The 17,579-nt window shown below is 62.1% G+C and carries 22 protein-coding genes; all 22 read right to left on the bottom strand.

The genetic code is table 11. The features are described 5' to 3' along the window. Positions 1 to 59: 59 nt before the first annotated feature. Positions 60 to 560 carry a CinA family protein gene (locus ABCR88_RS06450; RefSeq protein WP_011059578.1) on the bottom strand — a complete coding sequence of 167 codons (501 nt, stop codon included), beginning with the start codon at positions 558 to 560 and terminating at the stop codon, positions 60 to 62. A 169-nt stretch (positions 561 to 729) separates the two neighbouring features. After that, a complete protein-coding gene (locus tag ABCR88_RS06445; protein WP_041116265.1) occupies positions 730 to 1,371 on the bottom strand; it encodes a hypothetical protein in 642 nt (213 codons plus the stop codon). A gap of 269 nt (positions 1,372 to 1,640) precedes the next feature. After that, positions 1,641 to 2,156, bottom strand: coding sequence for a hypothetical protein (locus ABCR88_RS06440; RefSeq protein WP_350404249.1), 516 nt, complete (start codon positions 2,154 to 2,156; stop codon positions 1,641 to 1,643). 108 nt (positions 2,157 to 2,264) lie between these two features. Further along, positions 2,265 to 2,828 carry a glycoside hydrolase family 19 protein gene (locus tag ABCR88_RS06435; RefSeq protein ID WP_325985610.1) on the bottom strand — a complete coding sequence of 188 codons (564 nt, stop codon included), beginning with the start codon at positions 2,826 to 2,828 and terminating at the stop codon, positions 2,265 to 2,267. Positions 2,829 to 2,875: 47 nt separating this feature from the next. After that, entirely contained in the window at positions 2,876 to 3,304 is a 429-nt protein-coding gene (locus tag ABCR88_RS06430) for a tail fiber assembly protein (RefSeq protein ID WP_325985609.1), read from the bottom strand. Positions 3,305 to 3,315: 11 nt separating this feature from the next. After that, positions 3,316 to 4,545 carry a tail fiber protein gene (locus tag ABCR88_RS06425; protein ID WP_325985608.1) on the bottom strand — a complete coding sequence of 410 codons (1,230 nt, stop codon included), beginning with the start codon at positions 4,543 to 4,545 and terminating at the stop codon, positions 3,316 to 3,318. A 15-nt stretch (positions 4,546 to 4,560) separates the two neighbouring features. Then, entirely contained in the window at positions 4,561 to 5,160 is a 600-nt protein-coding gene (locus ABCR88_RS06420) for a putative phage tail protein (protein WP_350023663.1), read from the bottom strand. Beyond that, positions 5,148 to 6,188 (bottom strand): baseplate J/gp47 family protein, encoded by a 1,041-nt coding sequence (locus ABCR88_RS06415; protein WP_019093485.1) that lies wholly within the window; start codon positions 6,186 to 6,188, stop codon positions 5,148 to 5,150. The genes ABCR88_RS06420 and ABCR88_RS06415 overlap by 13 nt, the downstream gene beginning before the upstream one ends. After that, complete coding sequence (locus ABCR88_RS06410; protein WP_350404247.1) at positions 6,178 to 6,576, bottom strand: phage GP46 family protein; 399 nt, start codon at positions 6,574 to 6,576, stop codon at positions 6,178 to 6,180. Before ABCR88_RS06410 ends, ABCR88_RS06415 begins: the two co-directional genes overlap by 11 nt. Positions 6,577 to 6,578: 2 nt before the next feature. Then, the gene (locus ABCR88_RS06405) at positions 6,579 to 7,085 is read right to left on the bottom strand and encodes a phage baseplate assembly protein (protein ID WP_025127704.1); all 507 of its coding nucleotides are present in this window, start codon (positions 7,083 to 7,085) and stop codon (positions 6,579 to 6,581) included. Between the two features lie 108 nt (positions 7,086 to 7,193). Beyond that, entirely contained in the window at positions 7,194 to 8,234 is a 1,041-nt protein-coding gene (locus ABCR88_RS06400) for a phage baseplate assembly protein (protein WP_350404246.1), read from the bottom strand. Positions 8,235 to 8,237: 3 nt separating this feature from the next. Continuing rightward, on the bottom strand, positions 8,238 to 9,482 hold the full coding sequence (locus tag ABCR88_RS06395) for a DNA circularization N-terminal domain-containing protein (RefSeq protein ID WP_350404245.1): 1,245 nt from the start codon (positions 9,480 to 9,482) through the stop codon (positions 8,238 to 8,240). Continuing rightward, entirely contained in the window at positions 9,472 to 11,007 is a 1,536-nt protein-coding gene (locus tag ABCR88_RS06390; protein WP_350404244.1) for a hypothetical protein, read from the bottom strand. The genes ABCR88_RS06395 and ABCR88_RS06390 overlap by 11 nt, the downstream gene beginning before the upstream one ends. A 130-nt stretch (positions 11,008 to 11,137) precedes the next feature. Continuing rightward, complete coding sequence (locus tag ABCR88_RS06385; protein ID WP_011059565.1) at positions 11,138 to 11,434, bottom strand: phage tail assembly protein; 297 nt, start codon at positions 11,432 to 11,434, stop codon at positions 11,138 to 11,140. Further along, a complete protein-coding gene (locus ABCR88_RS06380) occupies positions 11,431 to 11,778 on the bottom strand; it encodes a phage tail tube protein (RefSeq protein WP_011059564.1) in 348 nt (115 codons plus the stop codon). Before ABCR88_RS06380 ends, ABCR88_RS06385 begins: the two co-directional genes overlap by 4 nt. 66 nt (positions 11,779 to 11,844) lie before the next feature. Continuing rightward, positions 11,845 to 13,341 (bottom strand): phage tail sheath subtilisin-like domain-containing protein, encoded by a 1,497-nt coding sequence (locus ABCR88_RS06375; protein WP_041116249.1) that lies wholly within the window; start codon positions 13,339 to 13,341, stop codon positions 11,845 to 11,847. Continuing rightward, positions 13,341 to 13,523, bottom strand: coding sequence for a DUF2635 domain-containing protein (locus ABCR88_RS06370; RefSeq protein ID WP_011059562.1), 183 nt, complete (start codon positions 13,521 to 13,523; stop codon positions 13,341 to 13,343). The genes ABCR88_RS06375 and ABCR88_RS06370 overlap by 1 nt, the downstream gene beginning before the upstream one ends. Continuing rightward, on the bottom strand, positions 13,520 to 14,101 hold the full coding sequence (locus ABCR88_RS06365; protein WP_053149315.1) for a hypothetical protein: 582 nt from the start codon (positions 14,099 to 14,101) through the stop codon (positions 13,520 to 13,522). The genes ABCR88_RS06370 and ABCR88_RS06365 overlap by 4 nt, the downstream gene beginning before the upstream one ends. A 157-nt stretch (positions 14,102 to 14,258) precedes the next feature. Further along, on the bottom strand, positions 14,259 to 15,395 hold the full coding sequence (locus tag ABCR88_RS06360; protein ID WP_325985605.1) for a glycosyl hydrolase family 18 protein: 1,137 nt from the start codon (positions 15,393 to 15,395) through the stop codon (positions 14,259 to 14,261). 50 nt (positions 15,396 to 15,445) lie between these two features. Further along, on the bottom strand, positions 15,446 to 16,489 hold the full coding sequence (locus ABCR88_RS06355) for a contractile injection system protein, VgrG/Pvc8 family (protein ID WP_350023658.1): 1,044 nt from the start codon (positions 16,487 to 16,489) through the stop codon (positions 15,446 to 15,448). Between the two features lie 61 nt (positions 16,490 to 16,550). Further along, positions 16,551 to 16,757: a tail protein X gene (locus ABCR88_RS06350; RefSeq protein ID WP_015634359.1), complete on the bottom strand. Its 207-nt coding sequence runs from the start codon at positions 16,755 to 16,757 to the stop codon at positions 16,551 to 16,553. Next, the gene (locus ABCR88_RS06345; protein WP_065364487.1) at positions 16,732 to 17,577 is read right to left on the bottom strand and encodes a phage tail protein; all 846 of its coding nucleotides are present in this window, start codon (positions 17,575 to 17,577) and stop codon (positions 16,732 to 16,734) included. The genes ABCR88_RS06350 and ABCR88_RS06345 overlap by 26 nt, the downstream gene beginning before the upstream one ends. Positions 17,578 to 17,579: the final 2 nt, after the last annotated feature.

Below are 17,579 nucleotides of genomic sequence, written 5' to 3'. Positions count from 1 at the left end.
GCCTGACGGCCAACACCTGTATAAGTAGCCAGTATTATTCCACAGCGCTCGAGGATCGCCTACCCCTGATTTGCGATTTCTGCCGCAGCATGTTGCAGCAACCCCTCTAGCGCGGCCTTCACCGTTTGTCGGCGGACCTCATCGCGATTTCCCGGAAAGTGCCGGCACTCGGTGGTCAGCGTCTCTCCCGCCCCCCAGGCCAGCCACACAGTGCCCACAGGCTTCTGCGCAGAACCGCCATCCGGCCCGGCGATACCGCTGACCGCCACGGCAAAATGCGCATGACTCCTGGCCTGTGCCCCCCGGACCATGGCCTCGACCACTTCACGACTGACAGCGCCGACCGAATTGAACAAATCGGCCGGCACATTCAATTGCAAGGTCTTCTGGCGATTGGAATAGGTGACATAACCAGCCTCAAACCAGGCCGAACTGCCAGGGATCCGCGTGATCGCCTCGGCGATGCCTCCCCCGGTGCAGGACTCCGCGGTGGTGACGTGGGCATTCAGAACCTGCAAACGCCTGCCGAGTTCAGCGGCAAGCTGGGTGATTTCTTTCACAATCCTCTCCTGATGGGGCTGGCGTGTGCTTACCGTACACCAGGCGAGGTGGCTTGCAAGTGACAGGCTGTCAGATCGGAATCAGAGTTGAGTACTCTTGGACCGGTCTATCTCCCTTGCGCAGCTTCGACAATCACGCGCGGCCTCCAGAACCACTGATAGAGGCACGTCACTTGGTGATCAGCATGTCGATGGTGCTGGTATCGCAAGAGTAATTGGCCTTCTTGTCCAGAACAAAATAGATGGACGACAACTTGCTGACAGGCACCTTGCTTACCGAAAAAACAGCTCCCGTACCTCTGGCCAAGCTACCCGACTGAAGAACCGAGTCATCCAAATTCAGGGACCAGGCAACCCCATCGCCACAGCTGTCGTGAATGCTGTTGACACGCCCGAGAACATTTACCTCACCAACGACCGGGCTGCTCCAGCGGATAACCGTCTGGCTATTTTTCCCGGGGTGAAACGCCACATTGCCCGGAGCGATAACAAAACTGCCGTTTCCAGTGAATGTATAAGTCTTGAAGTGGACCGATACGTGAGCCCCCGATACCGGATCCTGCCAACAGGTCACAGGTTGAGCAGTGCAGTCGTCCGCCTTGAAGAAAGGTAGCAACGTATAGTTTTCAGGCTTATTCACCCCGGATGTGTTCTGCATGAATGTCCAGGGCGAGTTCGCCACGACGCTCTCCTTGGCCAGCATTACATCCCTTGCCAGGTTCCACGACATGGCCGTCTCTGCACTCACATTGAGGGAAATCCCGATCAGTGCAAACAAGCTCATCAGCAAGATGTTTTTAGTATTCTGCATAACTTCTCCAGTAGTTCTCATTCCGAGCGTACATGCTCATTTTTCAAACAAAGCCGTGCGCATTCGGCAATCCTGAAACGGCCAAATAAGGCGAACTTCATATAAATCCCCAAGTACCCGAGGCCATAAGCCAATGTCCTGCATCGCTGATGCGATAGCACTTTTACTGGCTGTCACAGGCCGTCACCTTGTCACTCCTCCCTTCCACCTGGATGCAACCCAACCCGGCCGGCTCCAGTGGAGCCGGAGAGTTGATCGACAACCTGCTCTCAGGGCTGCAGCAACATCTCCGTAGTGCTGCGCAGCACAGCCTGGGATTCGCGCACCCACCGCTGCAACGCCTTCAATTGCTCGGCATTGGCGTGGCATTCGCTGTAGTTGTCGACGACGCTGGCGGCGACGGTAGAGAGTGCAAGGCCCGAGGCGGCGCCATCAGTGACGCTGGGGCCTCCGGCCACGGGCAGGTTGGCGGCGCCGGCGTCGTGCACCCGGACAAAACCAGCAGGCACAACGCAGGCTCTATCAGCCGCTTTCGAAACATAGACAGGAACCTCCTTGGTGATGGTGGCGCCCGCCTGATAGACCTTGACGATACGGTCGACGTACTCGACCACCACCTTTTCCCTGACCGTGCCCAGGGCCCGGCCTTGTTCAAAGGATTGTTTGAGACGAGCCTCATCGAGGTGTTGGTTGTTACTGCGCTCACTGCCGGCACCGCTGACGTAGCCGAGTGCATAAAGCAACCCGGCCGCCACAGCGATGGCCAGCCAGCCACGGATATTCATCAAGCCCTCCTGAGGCGCGCATGAAATGAATCACCCAGCCTGCCAAAAAAACCTGTAGCCGCTGCCGCAGACTGCGAAAAGGTCCGCAGGACCTTCAGACGGCAGCCCTCAAACCACCGGCAAACACAGCACCGCCCGCGCCCTGGCCCAGAGTTGCAGGCGGTCCTGCAAGCCATTCAGGCCCCCATTGATCCGCCGGGTAATGCTGTTGAACTCATCGCGGTCAGCCAGGGCATTGAGCCCACCGCGCTCCCAGAACCAGGCCGCCGACTCGGCGGCCCATTGCGCTTGCTCCAGCAGCTCCGGCAACTCCAGCAGGCGCTCATCGCCAAACAGCCCGAGGCTGCACTGGCGATAGTTGCTGCGCCCGGTGATCTGGATCAGCCCACGCCCGCGATAACGCTGGCCGTCGCCGTCAGCCTCCGGTGTGTTGCCCAGGCGTGCCGCGAGCGTGCCGGTGTCGTACTTGCTCAGGTATTGATCACTGCCCAGCTCGCGCACGTACTGCAATTGCCCGGATTCGTGACCGATCTGGGCGAGAAAGGCCGCCTGGCGCTTCGGCGTATCGATCTGCCGATGGGCCATGGCGGTGTTGAGTGGAGAAACAAAAACGCCCGCTTGGCGGCGGGCGTTAGGCATGATTTGTTGCAGTTGTTGTTCGGTGATTGGCATACACAATCTTCGATCAGAAAAGAAAACGCCCCATTGAAAAGGACCGTCTATTGGGTCTGTTCAGTGATCCATGGCGGTGCAACCGGGCGATATCGGCTATCGGGAAAGTTGGGAGATTGTGGCCAATCGCGCAGAGTCTGAAGGTAAGCAAGCAATTCCTTGAATTCCTGTTTGTTAAGCGCTGTAGATACACCTGCTTCAGTTTGGTCGCGATGGCGCTCACGAAGCCACATAACCGTCATTAACGAAGTGTCACGCCAAACTCGCTCCTGAGCCGATAGATCGATATCTGGCTCAGGTGCATCTACTAGGTAAGGCAACCCATCTTCATCATGAACACGAACTTTTCCTGGCGCTGGATTGCCAATCACAGATAGATATTGAGCTTCGGTGATTTCAACCACATCTGCAGGTAACACTGAATGCATACCAGCGAGATAAGTTGTTGCGGTACTTGGACTATAAAAACGTTTCATCCATCCCCCCTTCAAAAGCCGATTGCAATATAGTTTGCAGGCTGATTCGCAGACCCACCATTATAGGTTTTACAAATAGCATTAAACGACGACGATGTTTTCGCCGTAACTGTCAATCCGTACTCATTCATTGCCGAAGCTGAAACAATATTAGAAGTAACAACGAGACATACATTGGGAAATGCAAGTGGGTAATTTGTAGTCTGGACTGTTGCACTCAATGGATTGGTATTTCCCCACTGGATAATTAAGCCACCCAACCACGACGGAAAAGCCAAATAGCCATTCGCAGCAAGACTTATCGAAAACCCTAGTCGAAGCTGTTTAGGCGTGACAATTTTCGTAGCATCACTCCCTAAATTCATATCAGCTTGGCTAGCAATTAATGCCGTCCCCCTCTTGGTTTCAGTCGCTTGATTCGCTAATGGAGTTAGTGCCGCTATGTCGACATTTCCCTGATTAAGAGGCGCGCTCCAAGCTTTAATACACCACATTACTGCCAGGTTGCGTGGACGGGTTTCAACTCCACCCGATGGATTTGTCCTTAGATTTTCATCCTCAGTAACTCCATTCCCAGTATCGCCATAGACCCAGGAGTCAAACACATTTCCAGCACTTGAAGTGTCCTTTACTGAGTGCGTATGACTCTTGAATTCATCAACTTGCCAACTGCCAAGCCCCCTTCCCGCATCGACGCCCCGCCCATGGTCCCAACCGCGAAGAAACTCCCCTCGCGACTCAGGCAAGCGAAAATTACCTGCACCTTCGCTCCCCGTATTGAACGTCGCTCCCAAATAAGCTGCCAGATCCGGATAGGTCGCACTGCTCTGTACACTGCCATCCACCTCTAGAAACCCAGCCGGCACCGTGCCTTTGGGAAACGGCACCATGGCGCCCACCGGCAGGGCCGACATGTTCTTCAGCAGCGCCTCGATCTCCGCCTTGGTATAGGTCACCGATTTGGTATAGGCATCGGTGATCCCGTACTCGGCCAGGGTGGTGCGGATCTTCTCCGGTGGAATCGAATCACGCACGATCGCCTTGATCGCCGCCAGCAACTGGTCATGCTCGGCCTCGGCCGGCTCTTCCCCTCCCGCACGAATCACGTTGAGCAATTCGTCGGTCACCGCATTCCCCCAATCAGAAGAAATCAGTGAACCCACTTGCCCCGTGACCGGGTTTTCATCGACAAACTTTCCGTTCAACAGCCCTACGCTGGGAACACTTTTCGGATAGTCCACGTATTCCTGTCCTCTCTAGTCATAGTTGATGTACACCTGTGTATGAGCCGATGTACTGCGATGGATTAGGCACTCCAGGGCGCTGCCCGGGTTCATGCCAAAACGTTCGCCCCAATAGCTGGCGCCGAAGCGCCGGCCCAGTTGCAGGCGGCCGCCGGTATTAAGGGTCCACATGAAGTTCGCCCGCCAGGTGCCGAAATGCGCGTGACCAAAGCGTGAGCGGCCCATGCGCGGGGTACTCAGCTCAGTGACGCTGGCATTGGGATAGCCCTGGCTGCGGGCGATTTCGACGAAGTAGGCGGCGCGCTGGCTGCCCACCGCCAACAGACGACGGCGCACGGCCAGGCGCCGGTCTTCGAACAGCGGGGTCAGGCCCAGGCAGGGGTCGGGCAGGTCCATGACCTTTTCCCAATCGCTCACCAGCTCGCTGACACTGGCCGGGTCCATTTCGTTTTGCAGGTCCACGGCCCGGGCGTCGATGCGCGCCAACTCCTGGGAGATACCCTGCAACACTCGTTCAAGCTCCGGCACCCGTTCCGGGTCCCAGGCCGGGCCGCTGGGTAGCAGGCTGCGCAGCTGGCCCTGGTACTGGGCGGCGCTTCTTATTGCAGCCATTGGCAACCTCCAAATACCAGCAGTTGGTTGCTGCTTGCCGGCACATCGGCCAGCGGCGCCAGCAGGCGGTGATCCTGTTCACCGGTGGCGCTGCTGATGGCCTCGCGGATGTGGCTCAAGAGCAGGGTTTCTCCCAGGCCGGCCTCGCGGCTGTGCAGATCACGCAGTTGGTCCTCGACCGCGGCCCGCACCGCACTGGTGTCGGGGGTCAGGCGCACCTGGTAGATCACCGGCTGTATCACTGGCGCCAGCACATGCACCTCGGCGGTTACCGGGCGCAAGGGCTCGATATAGGCCAGAACCCGCGCCAGCTGCTCGGCATTGGGAATCGGCTGCAGGTCGTCGTCACGCATGACGAACAAGCCCACGGTGCCCGGCCCCAGGTAATTGCGCCGGCACCATGCACGGGTGATGCCCGGGCACTCCATGGCCCAGGTTTCGTAGTCGTCCGCCGAGCCGCCATGGGGAATGATCCGATAGGAACGGATCACCCGCGAGCGCAGGGATTCGAGGCTTTCCCGGGCCACGCCACCGCTCAGGCCCGGGGCCAGGACGGTGAACGAGTTGCTGATGCCCTGCACCGGCTGCACCGCGGTCAGCTCCAGGCCGGCATCGGCATTGCCCAGGGTACCGCCGTCGACGGCCTGGATCGTGGTGCTGTTGAGGCCTGCGCTGGTGGTTCGCGCGGCGGTCACTGTGTAGCTGCGACCGTCGCTGCTTTGCAACAGGGTGCCGAGATCCAGCACGGCACCGGCTGCCGCGTTGAAACTGACGCTGCCACTGGCCGCCTGGGCGGTCTTGCGCGGCTGGTTCAGGCGCAGCGCGGCGATGCGCTCCAGGGTCGACTCATCGGCCTTGTCCGGAAGGATCTGCTCGGCGATCCAATCCAGGTAGCCATACAGGCCAAAGGCGGCGCCGCTCAGGGTGCGGGCCAGCACTTGGGCATCGGACTGGCGCAGCGAATCGCTGGCCAGGTCGCTTTGGGTGCGCTGAATCAGCACCGGCAGCGAAGGCGTTTCAAACGGCATAGGTCACCTGCCAACTGTGAATGGGGTTGAGGTCCAGACGTTCGCCGTCGGCCAGGATCAGCACCGTGCGCAGGTTCAGGCGCTGGGCATCGAGGCGTTCACTGAGGACCTCGACAGCGTTGCAATGACCATCGTCGATCAGCCACTGCAAGGCCTCGCGGGCATAGAACTCGGCGTCGAGCTGGGTCTGCCGGGTCAACTTGACCCGGCGCAGCAGCCACAGGCGCGAGCCGATGCGGTCGTCGGCCACGCTGGGAAAACTGTCGCCCCACCAGCCATAGCGCTGGTCGTCATCCAGGGCATCGTCATCGGCGGCGCGGCGCCAGGTGAACAGGCTGATTTCCACGGCCCGGGTCAGGGCGTTCTTCAGGTCATAAGTGGCGAACATGCTTAACCTCCCACCGGCGCGCCGGTCTGCCCCGGGCCGGGTTGCACGCCGCTGTGGACGTGGTTGATCTGGCTGATGCCGGCGGCGACCTGATCGCCCTGGGAGACGATCTTGCCGCTCATGCTCAGGGTCGGGCTGTCGATGGTGACGCCGCTGCTGGCGCGGATATTCAAGGTGGCGGTGTCGATGTCGATGACCCGCCCGCGCTTGAAGTGGATCTTGTCGCCCTCGTCGGTGTAGATCGCCACTTCACCGGCGGCCAGGGCCTTGAGGCGATAGCGCCGATCGGCCACCACCAGCACCACTCCATGGGAGCGATCGCCGCCGAGGAAGGTGGCGATGCCCTCGGCGCCGGCCAGGGGGTTGCTGGTAAAACCGTAAGGCTCGAAATGCTCCATGTCGTCGTTGACCTCGCCGGCGGTGAGGCGCATTTGCAGCGATTGCAGTTTGTTGGCCGAATGGGCGAGCACCACGGTGCCCCGCGCCAACAGGCGTGTCAGTAGGCTCATGCTGGGTTCCTTGGGGGGAGAGGAGCCGGCTTGCCGGCGAACAGGGATTGCGCGGTTTCGTGCCGGGTGCCTTCGCCGGCAAGCCGGCTCCTACGGGTGGCTCAGGTTTCAGGCCTTGGGCGAGCCGGGGTTGGCGTCAAAGGTCTGCGGCGGCGCCACCTGCAAGGTGGTGATGGAACCCCGGTCGGACAGCGACCAGGTGACCTTGGAGATCAGCATGTCCTGGTCGAAACCCAGCACCGGGTCGATGACCCGCACCAAAGTGTTGTGTCGCCACAAATCACCATTGCTCTGGCGCCAGCCCTGCACCTGATAGGTGGTGGTCAGCGCCTTGCCGGTGCGGGTGCCGCACTCCCAGTCAGCCCGCTGCTGAGCCAGTTCCGCACTCAGTTGCGCCGCCTCGTTGATCACCGTCACCCGTTTGCGCGAAGCCCGGGCATCGCTGGCCTGGCCGGACACCTCGCAGACCGCGACACCGCTGCTCTGGTCGCTGCCCTTGTGCTGGCCGATCACCCGGTACTCGGAAAACACCGCGGAAAAGTCCATCGGCGCATTGGCCGAGAGAATGTTCTTGCCCAGCTCCAGCGCATCGCCGGCACGCCCGCCGCTGCCTGGTGCCGCCAACAGCAGGTAGCCGTCGGCGTCATCGGTGGAGAACACCCGGTACAAGGTCAACAAGCGGTCGATGGAGGCAAACACCGTCTCCCCCGGCACAATGCTGTGGGTGTGCAACTTGCTGGTGGGTGCAATCTCGCTGCGCACTCCCACGCCGTAAGAGCCGGCCAGGGCGCGGACGATGCTCAGCACATCCTGCTGGCGCCACTGGCTCGGCCGGTTGATGGCCGCGCAATCCACCAGATCCTGGGTCAGGGAGCTGCCCTGGATGCTCAGGCTGATCTGCCTGCCGTCATAACTGACCGGCGCCTGGTAGACATGCCCGGTGAGCACCAGGTCGCAACCGATGCGCACCTGGCAGCGAGCGCCCGGGCGGATCCGTACCTGCGAGTCCTGCCCCGGCCATTGCCAGGTGATGTTGAGGCTGAAGGTGCGGAACTGGCGCTCCAGGTCCGCCGTGATCTCCACGCTTTTCCAGCCGCTGTAGTCCAGCCCGTCCACCGTCAGGGTGACGATATTTGCCAGTTCGTCCATGGGTCACTCCCGCGCAATCTGCAGATCGGCCGGCGGCAGGAAGCCCGGATGGGCCACCCGGTTGCGCTGTACCACTTCACCGACCCGCGTCGCATCGGCGAACCGCTGATAGGCCAGCACCAGCGCCGGCAACCTGCTTTTGGGGCTGAGGCTGACCAGCCGTACCCCGGACGAAGCCACTGCATTGAGGTGGCCCTGCAGTTGCTGGCGCAGGGTGTTGAGCGCCTGGTAATGCATCGGGTCGGCCTTGAGCGCGGATTGCCAGATCACTTCGTTGAGCTGGTCACGCAGGGCCAGTACATCGTCGGCCACCGGCACCTCCAGGCGCTGCACCGGCTGGCTGGCCTGCTGCGCCAGGGGCGGCGTGCTCTTGAGCTTGACCACCGGGGTGGCCACCGGCAAGGCCGACACCAACCGGGCGATCTGCACCAGCAACGCATCCTGGACCAGGTTCGCTACCGCCTCGGCCGCCGCGGTGGTGTCCTTGCCGGTGGTCAGCTTGGGCGCATCGATGCGCCTGGCCGCCTCCACCTGCTGGGAAATATCGGCGAGCATCTGCCGATAGCCGGTGCGGGCAAAATCCTTGAGCCCGCGTACATCCTCCAGCAACCCCTTGAACTCCGTGCTCAGCTCCTTGGGTATTTCCTTGACCGCCCTGACCAGGGTGTTGAGGTCGCCATAGAACTCGATCAGCGGCTTGAACTCGTGTTCGATGACCGCGTACACCTCGGTCAATCCCTTGCGCAGCGAATCCACGCCGATCCGCGCCTGCTTGATCAGGTTGGTGGCGAACTCGAACCGCAGCACCGCCGAGCCCAGCAAGGTATCACTGGCCACCAGCACCTGCTGCTGGGTGTTGACCACCGCCGAAGGAAAGCGCAGCGGCTGGTCCGGATAGAACTTCAGGCTGAAGGTCACCAGGCCACCATCCTGGCGGTTCTGGGTCATCTCGCACTCGCCGACCTTGACCTGCATCCGTCCAAGCCACGGATGCACCAGCTCGCCGCTGCCCTCCTCCAGGACCTTGAGCAGCCTGTCGCGCTGCTCCAGGCAATCGGCGCCGACGATGAAGGCCGTCAGGTCATGGACTTTCGCCTGCTGGCCAAGGCCCTCGAAAAACGGCTGGTCGCGCTGCGGGTACTCATGCAACTGGCCTTTTTGCCCCACCGGGGTTTTCGCCTGGTCGACCCAGAAGGGCACGCCGCGAAAGGAGGCGGGCAACAAACGATCACGCCAGTTATCCGCCATGGGAACCTCCTAGGGAAAGTGAGCGATAGCCCAGGGTCGAAGCGATGTTCAAACCCGGTTGATTGGTCGTGGCCTGTTCGGCGCGCAGGCCAGCCGGGGCGTTTTCGAAACGCAGGGTCAAACCGCCTTCGAGTTGGGTGCGGTTGTTGGCCGCCGCCTGTTGCAGCAGCGAACTGGAGCTTTGCGGCAAATTGCCCGGGGTCAGCAGCGGAGAAGGTTTATCAGTCAGCGAGTCCTCACCCCGGTTTGCCGAGTTGTTATGCTCCACCACACTCTCGGTCAGCGAGTTGATGCTCCCGGTGACACTGACAAGCAAATTGCCAAAGGTCGCTCTGAGTTTCTCGCGGATCGGCTCCAGGATCTTTTCCAGCCGGTCACGAAACGAAGAGAACCACTCGATCAATCCATCGAGATCCTTTCTCATCCCTTCACCGGGAGTCCAACTGAACAGCTTTTCCACATTGGTCTTTGCCGTGATCGACAACGCCCAGATCAGATCCCAGATCGCTGCAAGCAGCCCCACCACGGGTTGCCAGTTACTGCTTATCAAGCCAAGCGGGCTCCACTCGAAAACCTCTCGCAGGCTGCGAAAAAGCACCTGGACAGCCTCTCTGATCGGCTTCAGGTTTCTGATCAACACCCCAAACCCGCTCATGTTGAAGAGCAGATTCAACGCCTGATACACCCGCCCGGTACCGGCGCTGAAGTCTTGCCAGAGGGCGCTCAGGTAAGCGCTGACCGGCCCCCAGTTGGCAATCAATTGCCCGATGGGCGTCCAGGCGAACACGTCCTTGAAAAGACCAACCATGGACATGACCGTGGGTGAAATCTTCCCCCACAGCTGGATGAAAAACCGTGAAACCGGCTTCCAATTGGCCACCACCACACCGGCTACCGCAGCAATCGCCAGCATCGCCAAACCTATAGGCGAGGACAGTGCGGCAAAGACCGTGGCCGCCGAGGCTGCCACCGTAAAGGCGATTGCTGCGGCCGCTAGCCCCTCCACCAACCCGGGGTTATCAGCGACAAATTGACCGACCGATGTCAGTACGGGCTGAAGTCCCGTGACAATGCTGTTGATGGCCGGCAACAGTGCTACCCCCACATTGAGGGTGATTCTTTCCACCGCCTCATCAAAGTGCTTGAGGTTTTGCGCGGTATTGCCCAGCTCGTTCTCCGGACTTGCCTCCCCCCTGAGCGCGGCAGCAGTGACAGCCTGGATGTTCTCCGCCTTGATCGCCGACTGCATGCCCGCAACAAAGGGGGTCAATAGGCCCTGCCCAGAGAACAATCCTGAAAGATCCAGATCTCCTAGACCACTTTCTTCCAGGCTTTTCCTGAACTTGCCCACCACTTGGCGAATGCCGGTGAGCTCCGGGTCGACGGCTTTGCTTGCGCTCTCGGCCACAGCAGGCTTGACCACCTCAGTTTCGGCTTTGACCTGCTGCACAAGTGCTGCCGGTTTAGCCTGTCTTGCCTGCTTGGGCCGCCGGCCCTTGGTCTTGTTTCTTTTTCGATACGCCATCACTGCACCTGCTGCATCGCATTGATCCGTTGCGCGTGCTCCAGGGATTCGCGGAGCACATCCAGTGGCCTGGCCATCATCTGTTCGGGGTCAACCTTCCAGAACCAGGCCAGGTCATAGGCGACAGCGATCAGGTCGGCGATGGCTGCGATGCCGCACTCATGAAAAAACTCGCCACCGCCCAGCTCAGGGCGTTGAGGTCCACCAGGTCGAGCTGGTTCACCGAGGACGGTGGAATGCCGGCGCAGACCGCGATGTATTTGGCCGCGACGTCCATGTCGAGGCTGACCTCTTCGCTCTTGTCGATCTTGTACGGCAGCGCCTTGATCGCCCGCACTTCCTGCACCGTCGGGCGGCGCAGGCTGAGTTCGGCCAGGGGCTCGCCGTGGGCCTCGATCGGCACTTGCAGCTTCACCGTGTTGCTCATTGCCAGGTCCCCTTCTGCCCTTCGAAGTTCAGCTCGATGCTGGCGTCGTCGCCCTTGGCAATAGGCTCGTCCACCAGGTAGGCACCGGCCAATACGTAGACCTTGCCGTTGGCGAACTCGCAGGTGACGGTCATGTCGACGCCTTCGATCAGTTGCTTGAGCGGAAAGTCCGGGGTGTGCAGCGCGGTGACTTTGAACGACGGCGTGAGGTCGGTTTCCTTGTAGAAGCCCGGAACCACGGTTTCCCGCTTGACGGCCATCAGTGGTGCTTCGCAGCCGCCGCTGATGGTCAGTTGAGCGCCGTCCACTTTGACGTAGCAGGTGCCCGCGATCAGTTGACCCATGTTGTTTCTCCCAAAAAATAAGCCCGCTCAAGGCGGGCTGAAAAAGCGCAGTGATGCAGGTACGGCTCAGGCCGCGGCGTCGTACTGCAGGCGGAATTGGTTGAGCAGCGCGAACACTCGCAGGCCGTTGATGTAGTCCGGCGGGAACAGCACGTTGACCCGGCTCGGGTCCTGCACATCGCGTTCGACGATCAGGTGCTCGGCGAACAGCTCGGCGTTCTCCACATGGCCCTCCAGCTCCAGCTTGGCGTACTGGGCAATCAGCTCACCGCGAATGGTGCTCGGGGTGACGATCGGCTGGCCGGCGCCGAAACGAGTGCCGTCGGCGGCCAGCTTGTGGCGCCCGTATTTGCTGGTGATCACGCTTTGCAGGCGGCGCACGATGAACGCCGACTGGTGCATGGTTTCGCTGTCCAGGTAGGAGTTGTCGGCCTGGCCGTAGGCGTTCTTCTGGTAGGTGGTGATCGCCCGCTGAATGCGCATGTAGCCACCTTCGTAGTAAGCGGTGGCGATGCCGTAGCTCAGTAGCGATTGGCGCTCGGTGAGGGTGAAGCGCTCGCTGGCCGGCGCCGGGTCGACGCCCGGCAGGCTGCCGCTCTGGGTCGGGCGGCTGGCATCGGCGGAGATGAACACCGAAGTCCGCGCCGCCAGGGCCGCGGCCTGAACCCAGACCGGTTGTGGCACGCCGGCTTCCAGGGCCTGGATGGTGATGTGCTGATCGTTACGCGCCTGACCGGCCGCCACCAGGGTACCGACGGTGCCGCGCTTGGCGCTGTAGACGTGACCGAACAACTGCTTGGCCCAGGACCAGCGACCGGTGCTGTCATCCATGACGGCTTGCCAGGTGTTGAGGCTGGCCGTATCGGTCCAGGGCATGCAGATGAACTCGAACGGCTCGTCGCCCAGGGCGGCCAGCGCCGCGACCTGATCCGGCACACCGGTGCCGCCGGCCATCTTGCCCAGCACCAGGGTCAGGCCCGCCGGGGTTTCTTCGCCATTGCTCTTGCCCAGGCGATTGAGTTGCAGGCTGATGTCGTTGCCGCTGTCGCCGGTCCACTTGGCGTTCAGGGTCACAGTGCCCTCGGCCGCGGTGGCGGTCACCGGCAGATCTACTGCAGCGTTGACCTTCAAGGCCAGGGCGCTGGCCGCTTGTGCGGCACTGGCGCCGCTGACGATGGAGGCTTGCACCCGCACACCACCGACGTACAAATTGAGCAGGCCGGCGGCGCTGGCGCTACCGCTGATCTTCAGCTCGGCCTTGGCCACGCTGCCCTCGGTGCTGTGCAGCGGCAGGCACCAGATCTCGCCCACCGGGTCGGTCTTGCGCCAGGTTTCGTACATCGAAGCGAGCATCGAGCCCTGGCCGCCAATGCTCCTGGCCAGGGCCACGCTGGACACCAGCACCAATTTGCCGAGATCGTCACCAGCCTGGTTGTCGTTGACCTGGGCGACGATCAGACGACGCATGGCCGAGGACGCGCTATTGGCCGCCGAATTGTCCATCTCGGCGTAGAACAGCGGCACACGGATGTCCGCCGGGATATTGCTGAAACCGATCGCCATTATTTGGCTCCTTGAGATTTCGCCGCTTTCACGGCTTTGCTAGTGATATCGCCATCGGCCAGACGCCGGCGCCACCAGGCGCTGTCCGACACTTCACGGCCGGAAGCGGGCAGCAGATCGCCCGCTTCCGGGTCCGGTACGGCGCGGCCGGCGACCGGCAGCACGGTGATGCGTTTGCTCATTGCTTCAGCTCTCCTGAAAAAGTCAGCTCCAGGCGCCCGTCGGGCCCTGGGCGTTGCAGATTGGGGTCCGCCGGATCGATGGCATCGACCCGCACCGTGACCCCGGTCAAGGACGGCAAGCCGTCGAGTTCACGCTCATGCCAGGTTTCCGCCGGCTGGCCGGGCAGGTTGCGCCCCAGCTGGAACTCGGCGAAAAAGCGCAGGCGGTAGAGCAAGCCAGAGGCATCGAGAGACACCAGCTCGCCACCGTCGTACTGGATCGGGTTGTACTCGGCGCCGGGCTTGAAGCCGACCAGAGCGCGCCAGACTTCGGCGCGCAGGTCGTGCAGCGGATTCAGCGCTTTTGCAGGCTCGGCGGCGCCAAGCGCCAGGACCACGTCGAAGCGGTCGCGGATAGTCTGGCGAATGATGTTCTGCCCGGCGCTGGCACTGGCCAGATCGTTGCTGGGCGCCAAATAGGCGGCTGGCATTGGCGCACCAACGCCTGAAGCAGAATCGGCATGGGTGCCGACAATGATGCGCCCGGTAAAGCTCGGGCACTGTGCTTGTAGCTGATCGAGAACAGCCGAGAGTTTCATGACAAGGCTCCTGGAACGGGATGAGGCTGCGGTGAGGCTTGTTTCTGCCGGGCATGAAAAAACCCGTCGAGACGGGTTTCGCAAAAGCGCCCTGGAATCACGGCCCCAGGCGTACTGCAGAATCTGTGGCAGCCAGCTCCAGAGCCCATCCGGCCAGTCACTCCCGCCCGGTCGGCAAGAGCTCATTGCTGGCCTTGAGCCCTGACTGCAGTGCGGCCCAGAACTCGGCATTTTCATAGCCCATGGCCCAGACGCTGGTGCCGGCCAGGCCCAGCTTGGCGACCAGGGCGGTCTTGGTCTTGATGCTGGCGGCATCGTCGTACCAGAGCACGGGTTGCGCTCGTTCCGGGGTCCATTCCACGCCATCGGCGAAGCTCTTGACCGGGCCCCAGGAGGCATAAGGCGTCGCAGAAGCGGCATCCCGGTGAGTGGCTGCCCGGTGCTCGGCAATGATTTCCTGATAGGCCGACCAGTGCACCCGGTTGCCGATGCTGTAGTCCTGGCCGTATGCGGGCAGCCCTGCCAGAACCTTGCTCGCCGGGACTCGGGAAACGGCGTAACTGAGCAGCGCCTGCTGCCAGTCGAAGCCCGATTCGGGGCCGGGCCAGGCTTCATTGTGAAAGCCGCCGCTGCTCCAGCCCGGCCCGACCTGGTCGTAGGTCATCACCTGGAAGTAGTCCACCGCCGCGCCCAGGGCCTTGTAGTCGTAGCCCTGCAGGTACTCAGGCTCGGTGTCGCTGAACTTGGGCGGGATGCTGATGATCAGCTTCTTGTTGCCGGCATGCAGGGCGTTGCCCAGGGTTTTGACGAAGGCGCAAAACGCCGCGCGGTTCCTGGGTTCGACCTTCTCGAAGTCCAGGTTGATGCCGGCGAATCCGCCCTCTTTGGCCAGCTTGACCAACTGCTTGACGGTGCCGGCGCTCAAGGCCCGGTCGTTGAGGATGGAGTGGGAAATAGCCGGGTCGAAAGCGCCAATGTCTTCGTTGTAGTCGGAAACAGTCGGATACAGCGGCAGGGATTGGCTCTTGGCAAAGCGGATGATGTTCTGCGTGGTTTCGTTCATGCCGTCCTGATGCAGCTTGCCGGTGACGGTCAGGCCGTAGGTGCTGCCCAGGCCGACGGCGGACAGGTTGCGGTGGAACGCCTGCAGATTGCTGTAGGACGCTTCGACCTGGCCGTCGGTATAGGCCAGGACAAAGGGTGCCGCATGGGTGGCAGTGGCCAGCAGCAAGCTGCAGCCGACGATCAAGGTCCGGAGAAAATCCCGGATCGCCAGGGTGATGCCTGGTTTCATGAATACTCCTGTGGGCGGATTGCCCCGTCAGTGGGGAATGGGATCAAGGCTCAAAGCTGCTCGATCCTGAGGGGTTTGCGGGCCTGGGGCGGCTTGCCCTTGGCCTTGGCCTTGCCTTGCTTGCCGCCGTTGCACTGGACCGTGGTCGTCCATCCGGCCTGGGTGAACAACTGCTCGACCGAGTCCACCAGATAGTCACCGTCGAGCCCGGCCTTGAAGCCCTGGGCATTGATCATTCGCTCGGCGAACAGATCGGTGCGCCCCGCAAGGTCCAGGCGCAGGCTGGCGGTGCTGCGGTTGAAGGCCGCCAGGCGCGCCTTGGCGGCCTGCTCGGCGGCAGACTGGTTCGGGTAGAGGTGGCGGTCGGTGTGCACGGCGGGCGAATCATCCGGCGAGCCATCGTTCCCCAGGTCGATGACCCGCAGCTTTCCGCTCCTGGGGTCCTGGTGCCGGGTCTGCACGGCCTTGTGGGTGCTGCCGTCACTCAGGCGGAACTGGTAGCGGCTGACATCGCCACGCCCGAGGGTGACAACCCCCAGGGCCTTGCCGCTGGCGCTCTGTCCGGCCTGGCGGGGCAACACCAGCAGCTTGCCTTCGGCCACCTTGGCGGTGCAGTCATATTGCCGGGCCAGGCGGGTGATGAAGTTGAAATCCGACTCGTTGAGCTGATCGATGCGCGGCACCTTGATGGCGAGCGGGCAGACCGGCTGCCATCCATTGCGCGCCGCCAGGTCACGGACGATGAGCTGCAGCGCAACGTTCTCCCAACTGCCGCTGCGGGTGGTCTTGCCACTGCCGCGCATGTCGCTGGCCTTGCCACGGATCTCGAGCGTATCGGGCGGCCCGTTCACCACCACTTCGTCCACGGTGTAGCGCCCCAGGCGAGTCAGCTCCTGGCCGGCGTAACCGAGGAACACTTCAATGCTCGCGCCGCGCCGGGGCAGCGCCACGGCGCCGTCGCGGTCATCGATGCGCAGCTCGAATTCATCCGACTCCAGGCCGGGCTTGTCCGTGGTGCGCAGGCTCAGCAAGCGGTCGTTGATCTGCGCGGTGATGTCCCGGCCATCGGCGACGATGCGAAACGCTGGGGTCATGTGCCGTACTCCAGAAAAAGCCAACCCCGTGCTCGACGGGGTTGGGTAAAGGGGTTGGGGCTCAATCCCATAGCTGGACCCTGGCCTCGGCCCGGGCCGGTAGCTCCGGCAACCGGATCAGCAGCCCGGCGCGAAACGGCTGTACCTCGTCGGCCAACCCCTGGTTGGCGTCCAGCACCGCTTCGACACAGCCGTTGAGGTGGCCGTAATACTGGTAACACAAGGTATCGAGCAGATCCCCGTCAGACGTTCTGCAAGTCGTCGCCATAGCTTACGAACTCCAATGAAAAACCTTGTTTGCGCGGGATACCGCCGGCCAGCAGGTGGCTCTGATCTTCCTCGATGCTGGTCAGGCACCAGGTGCCCAGCACTTCGCCGTAGCCGGTGGTCAGGCTCAGCGGCTGCAAGCGCCGCCCGATGCTGCGCAAGGTCTGCAACTGCCCCAGGCCGCCCTTGAACCCGGGAAACACCGTGCCTTTGAGAGAGATCCGCTCTTCACCCTGGCCCACCGCCTGCTGGGCGACACTGCGGCTCAAGCGCTCCTGACCGGCCCAGCGGAATCCGCTCTGCCGGCGCAGCGCCTCGAAGGCTGCGGTATCGACGTTGAAGTAGTAAGGCTGGGCGCCCGCCCCGAGCGGTTGCAGGATCAACAGGTGCGCGAAGGGCTTCACCGCCTCGGCCGCCGGAGTGGTCTGTTCGGCAAATGCGGCGGTCGGGAAGATGTTGCCCAGGGAAGGGCTGATCTGCCCGCCGATCCGATTGATTGCCGCGCCGGCCTTGGCCACCTGTTCCTGCAGGGCGCCAAGACGCTGCTGCATCTGCCCGGCCACGGTCACTGCCTGGCTGTACTTGGCCGCGACTTCCCCCACCACCGACTGCGCCGCACCGATACTGCGCATCGTGCGTTGCAGTTTGGCGCCCAGCTCCGGCCCGACAACGGGCAGGCTTTCAAGCTCCAGGGCGGCGCCGCTGATGTCGCTGATGGCACCGTTCATGGGCCCGAGCATTTCATCAGCACTGCGCCGCCCCGCTTCCGCTGCCGCCACCAGGGAACCCAGCCCCGATTGCAGCTGCTCCATGTAAGCCATGC

The sequence above is a fragment of the Pseudomonas sp. W17 genome (genome assembly GCF_040268305.1).
In the GTDB taxonomy this organism is placed as follows: domain Bacteria; phylum Pseudomonadota; class Gammaproteobacteria; order Pseudomonadales; family Pseudomonadaceae; genus Aquipseudomonas; species Aquipseudomonas protegens.
The sequence above is the reverse complement of the archived record's forward strand: the minus strand, read 5'-3'. Positions and strand labels throughout refer to the sequence as shown.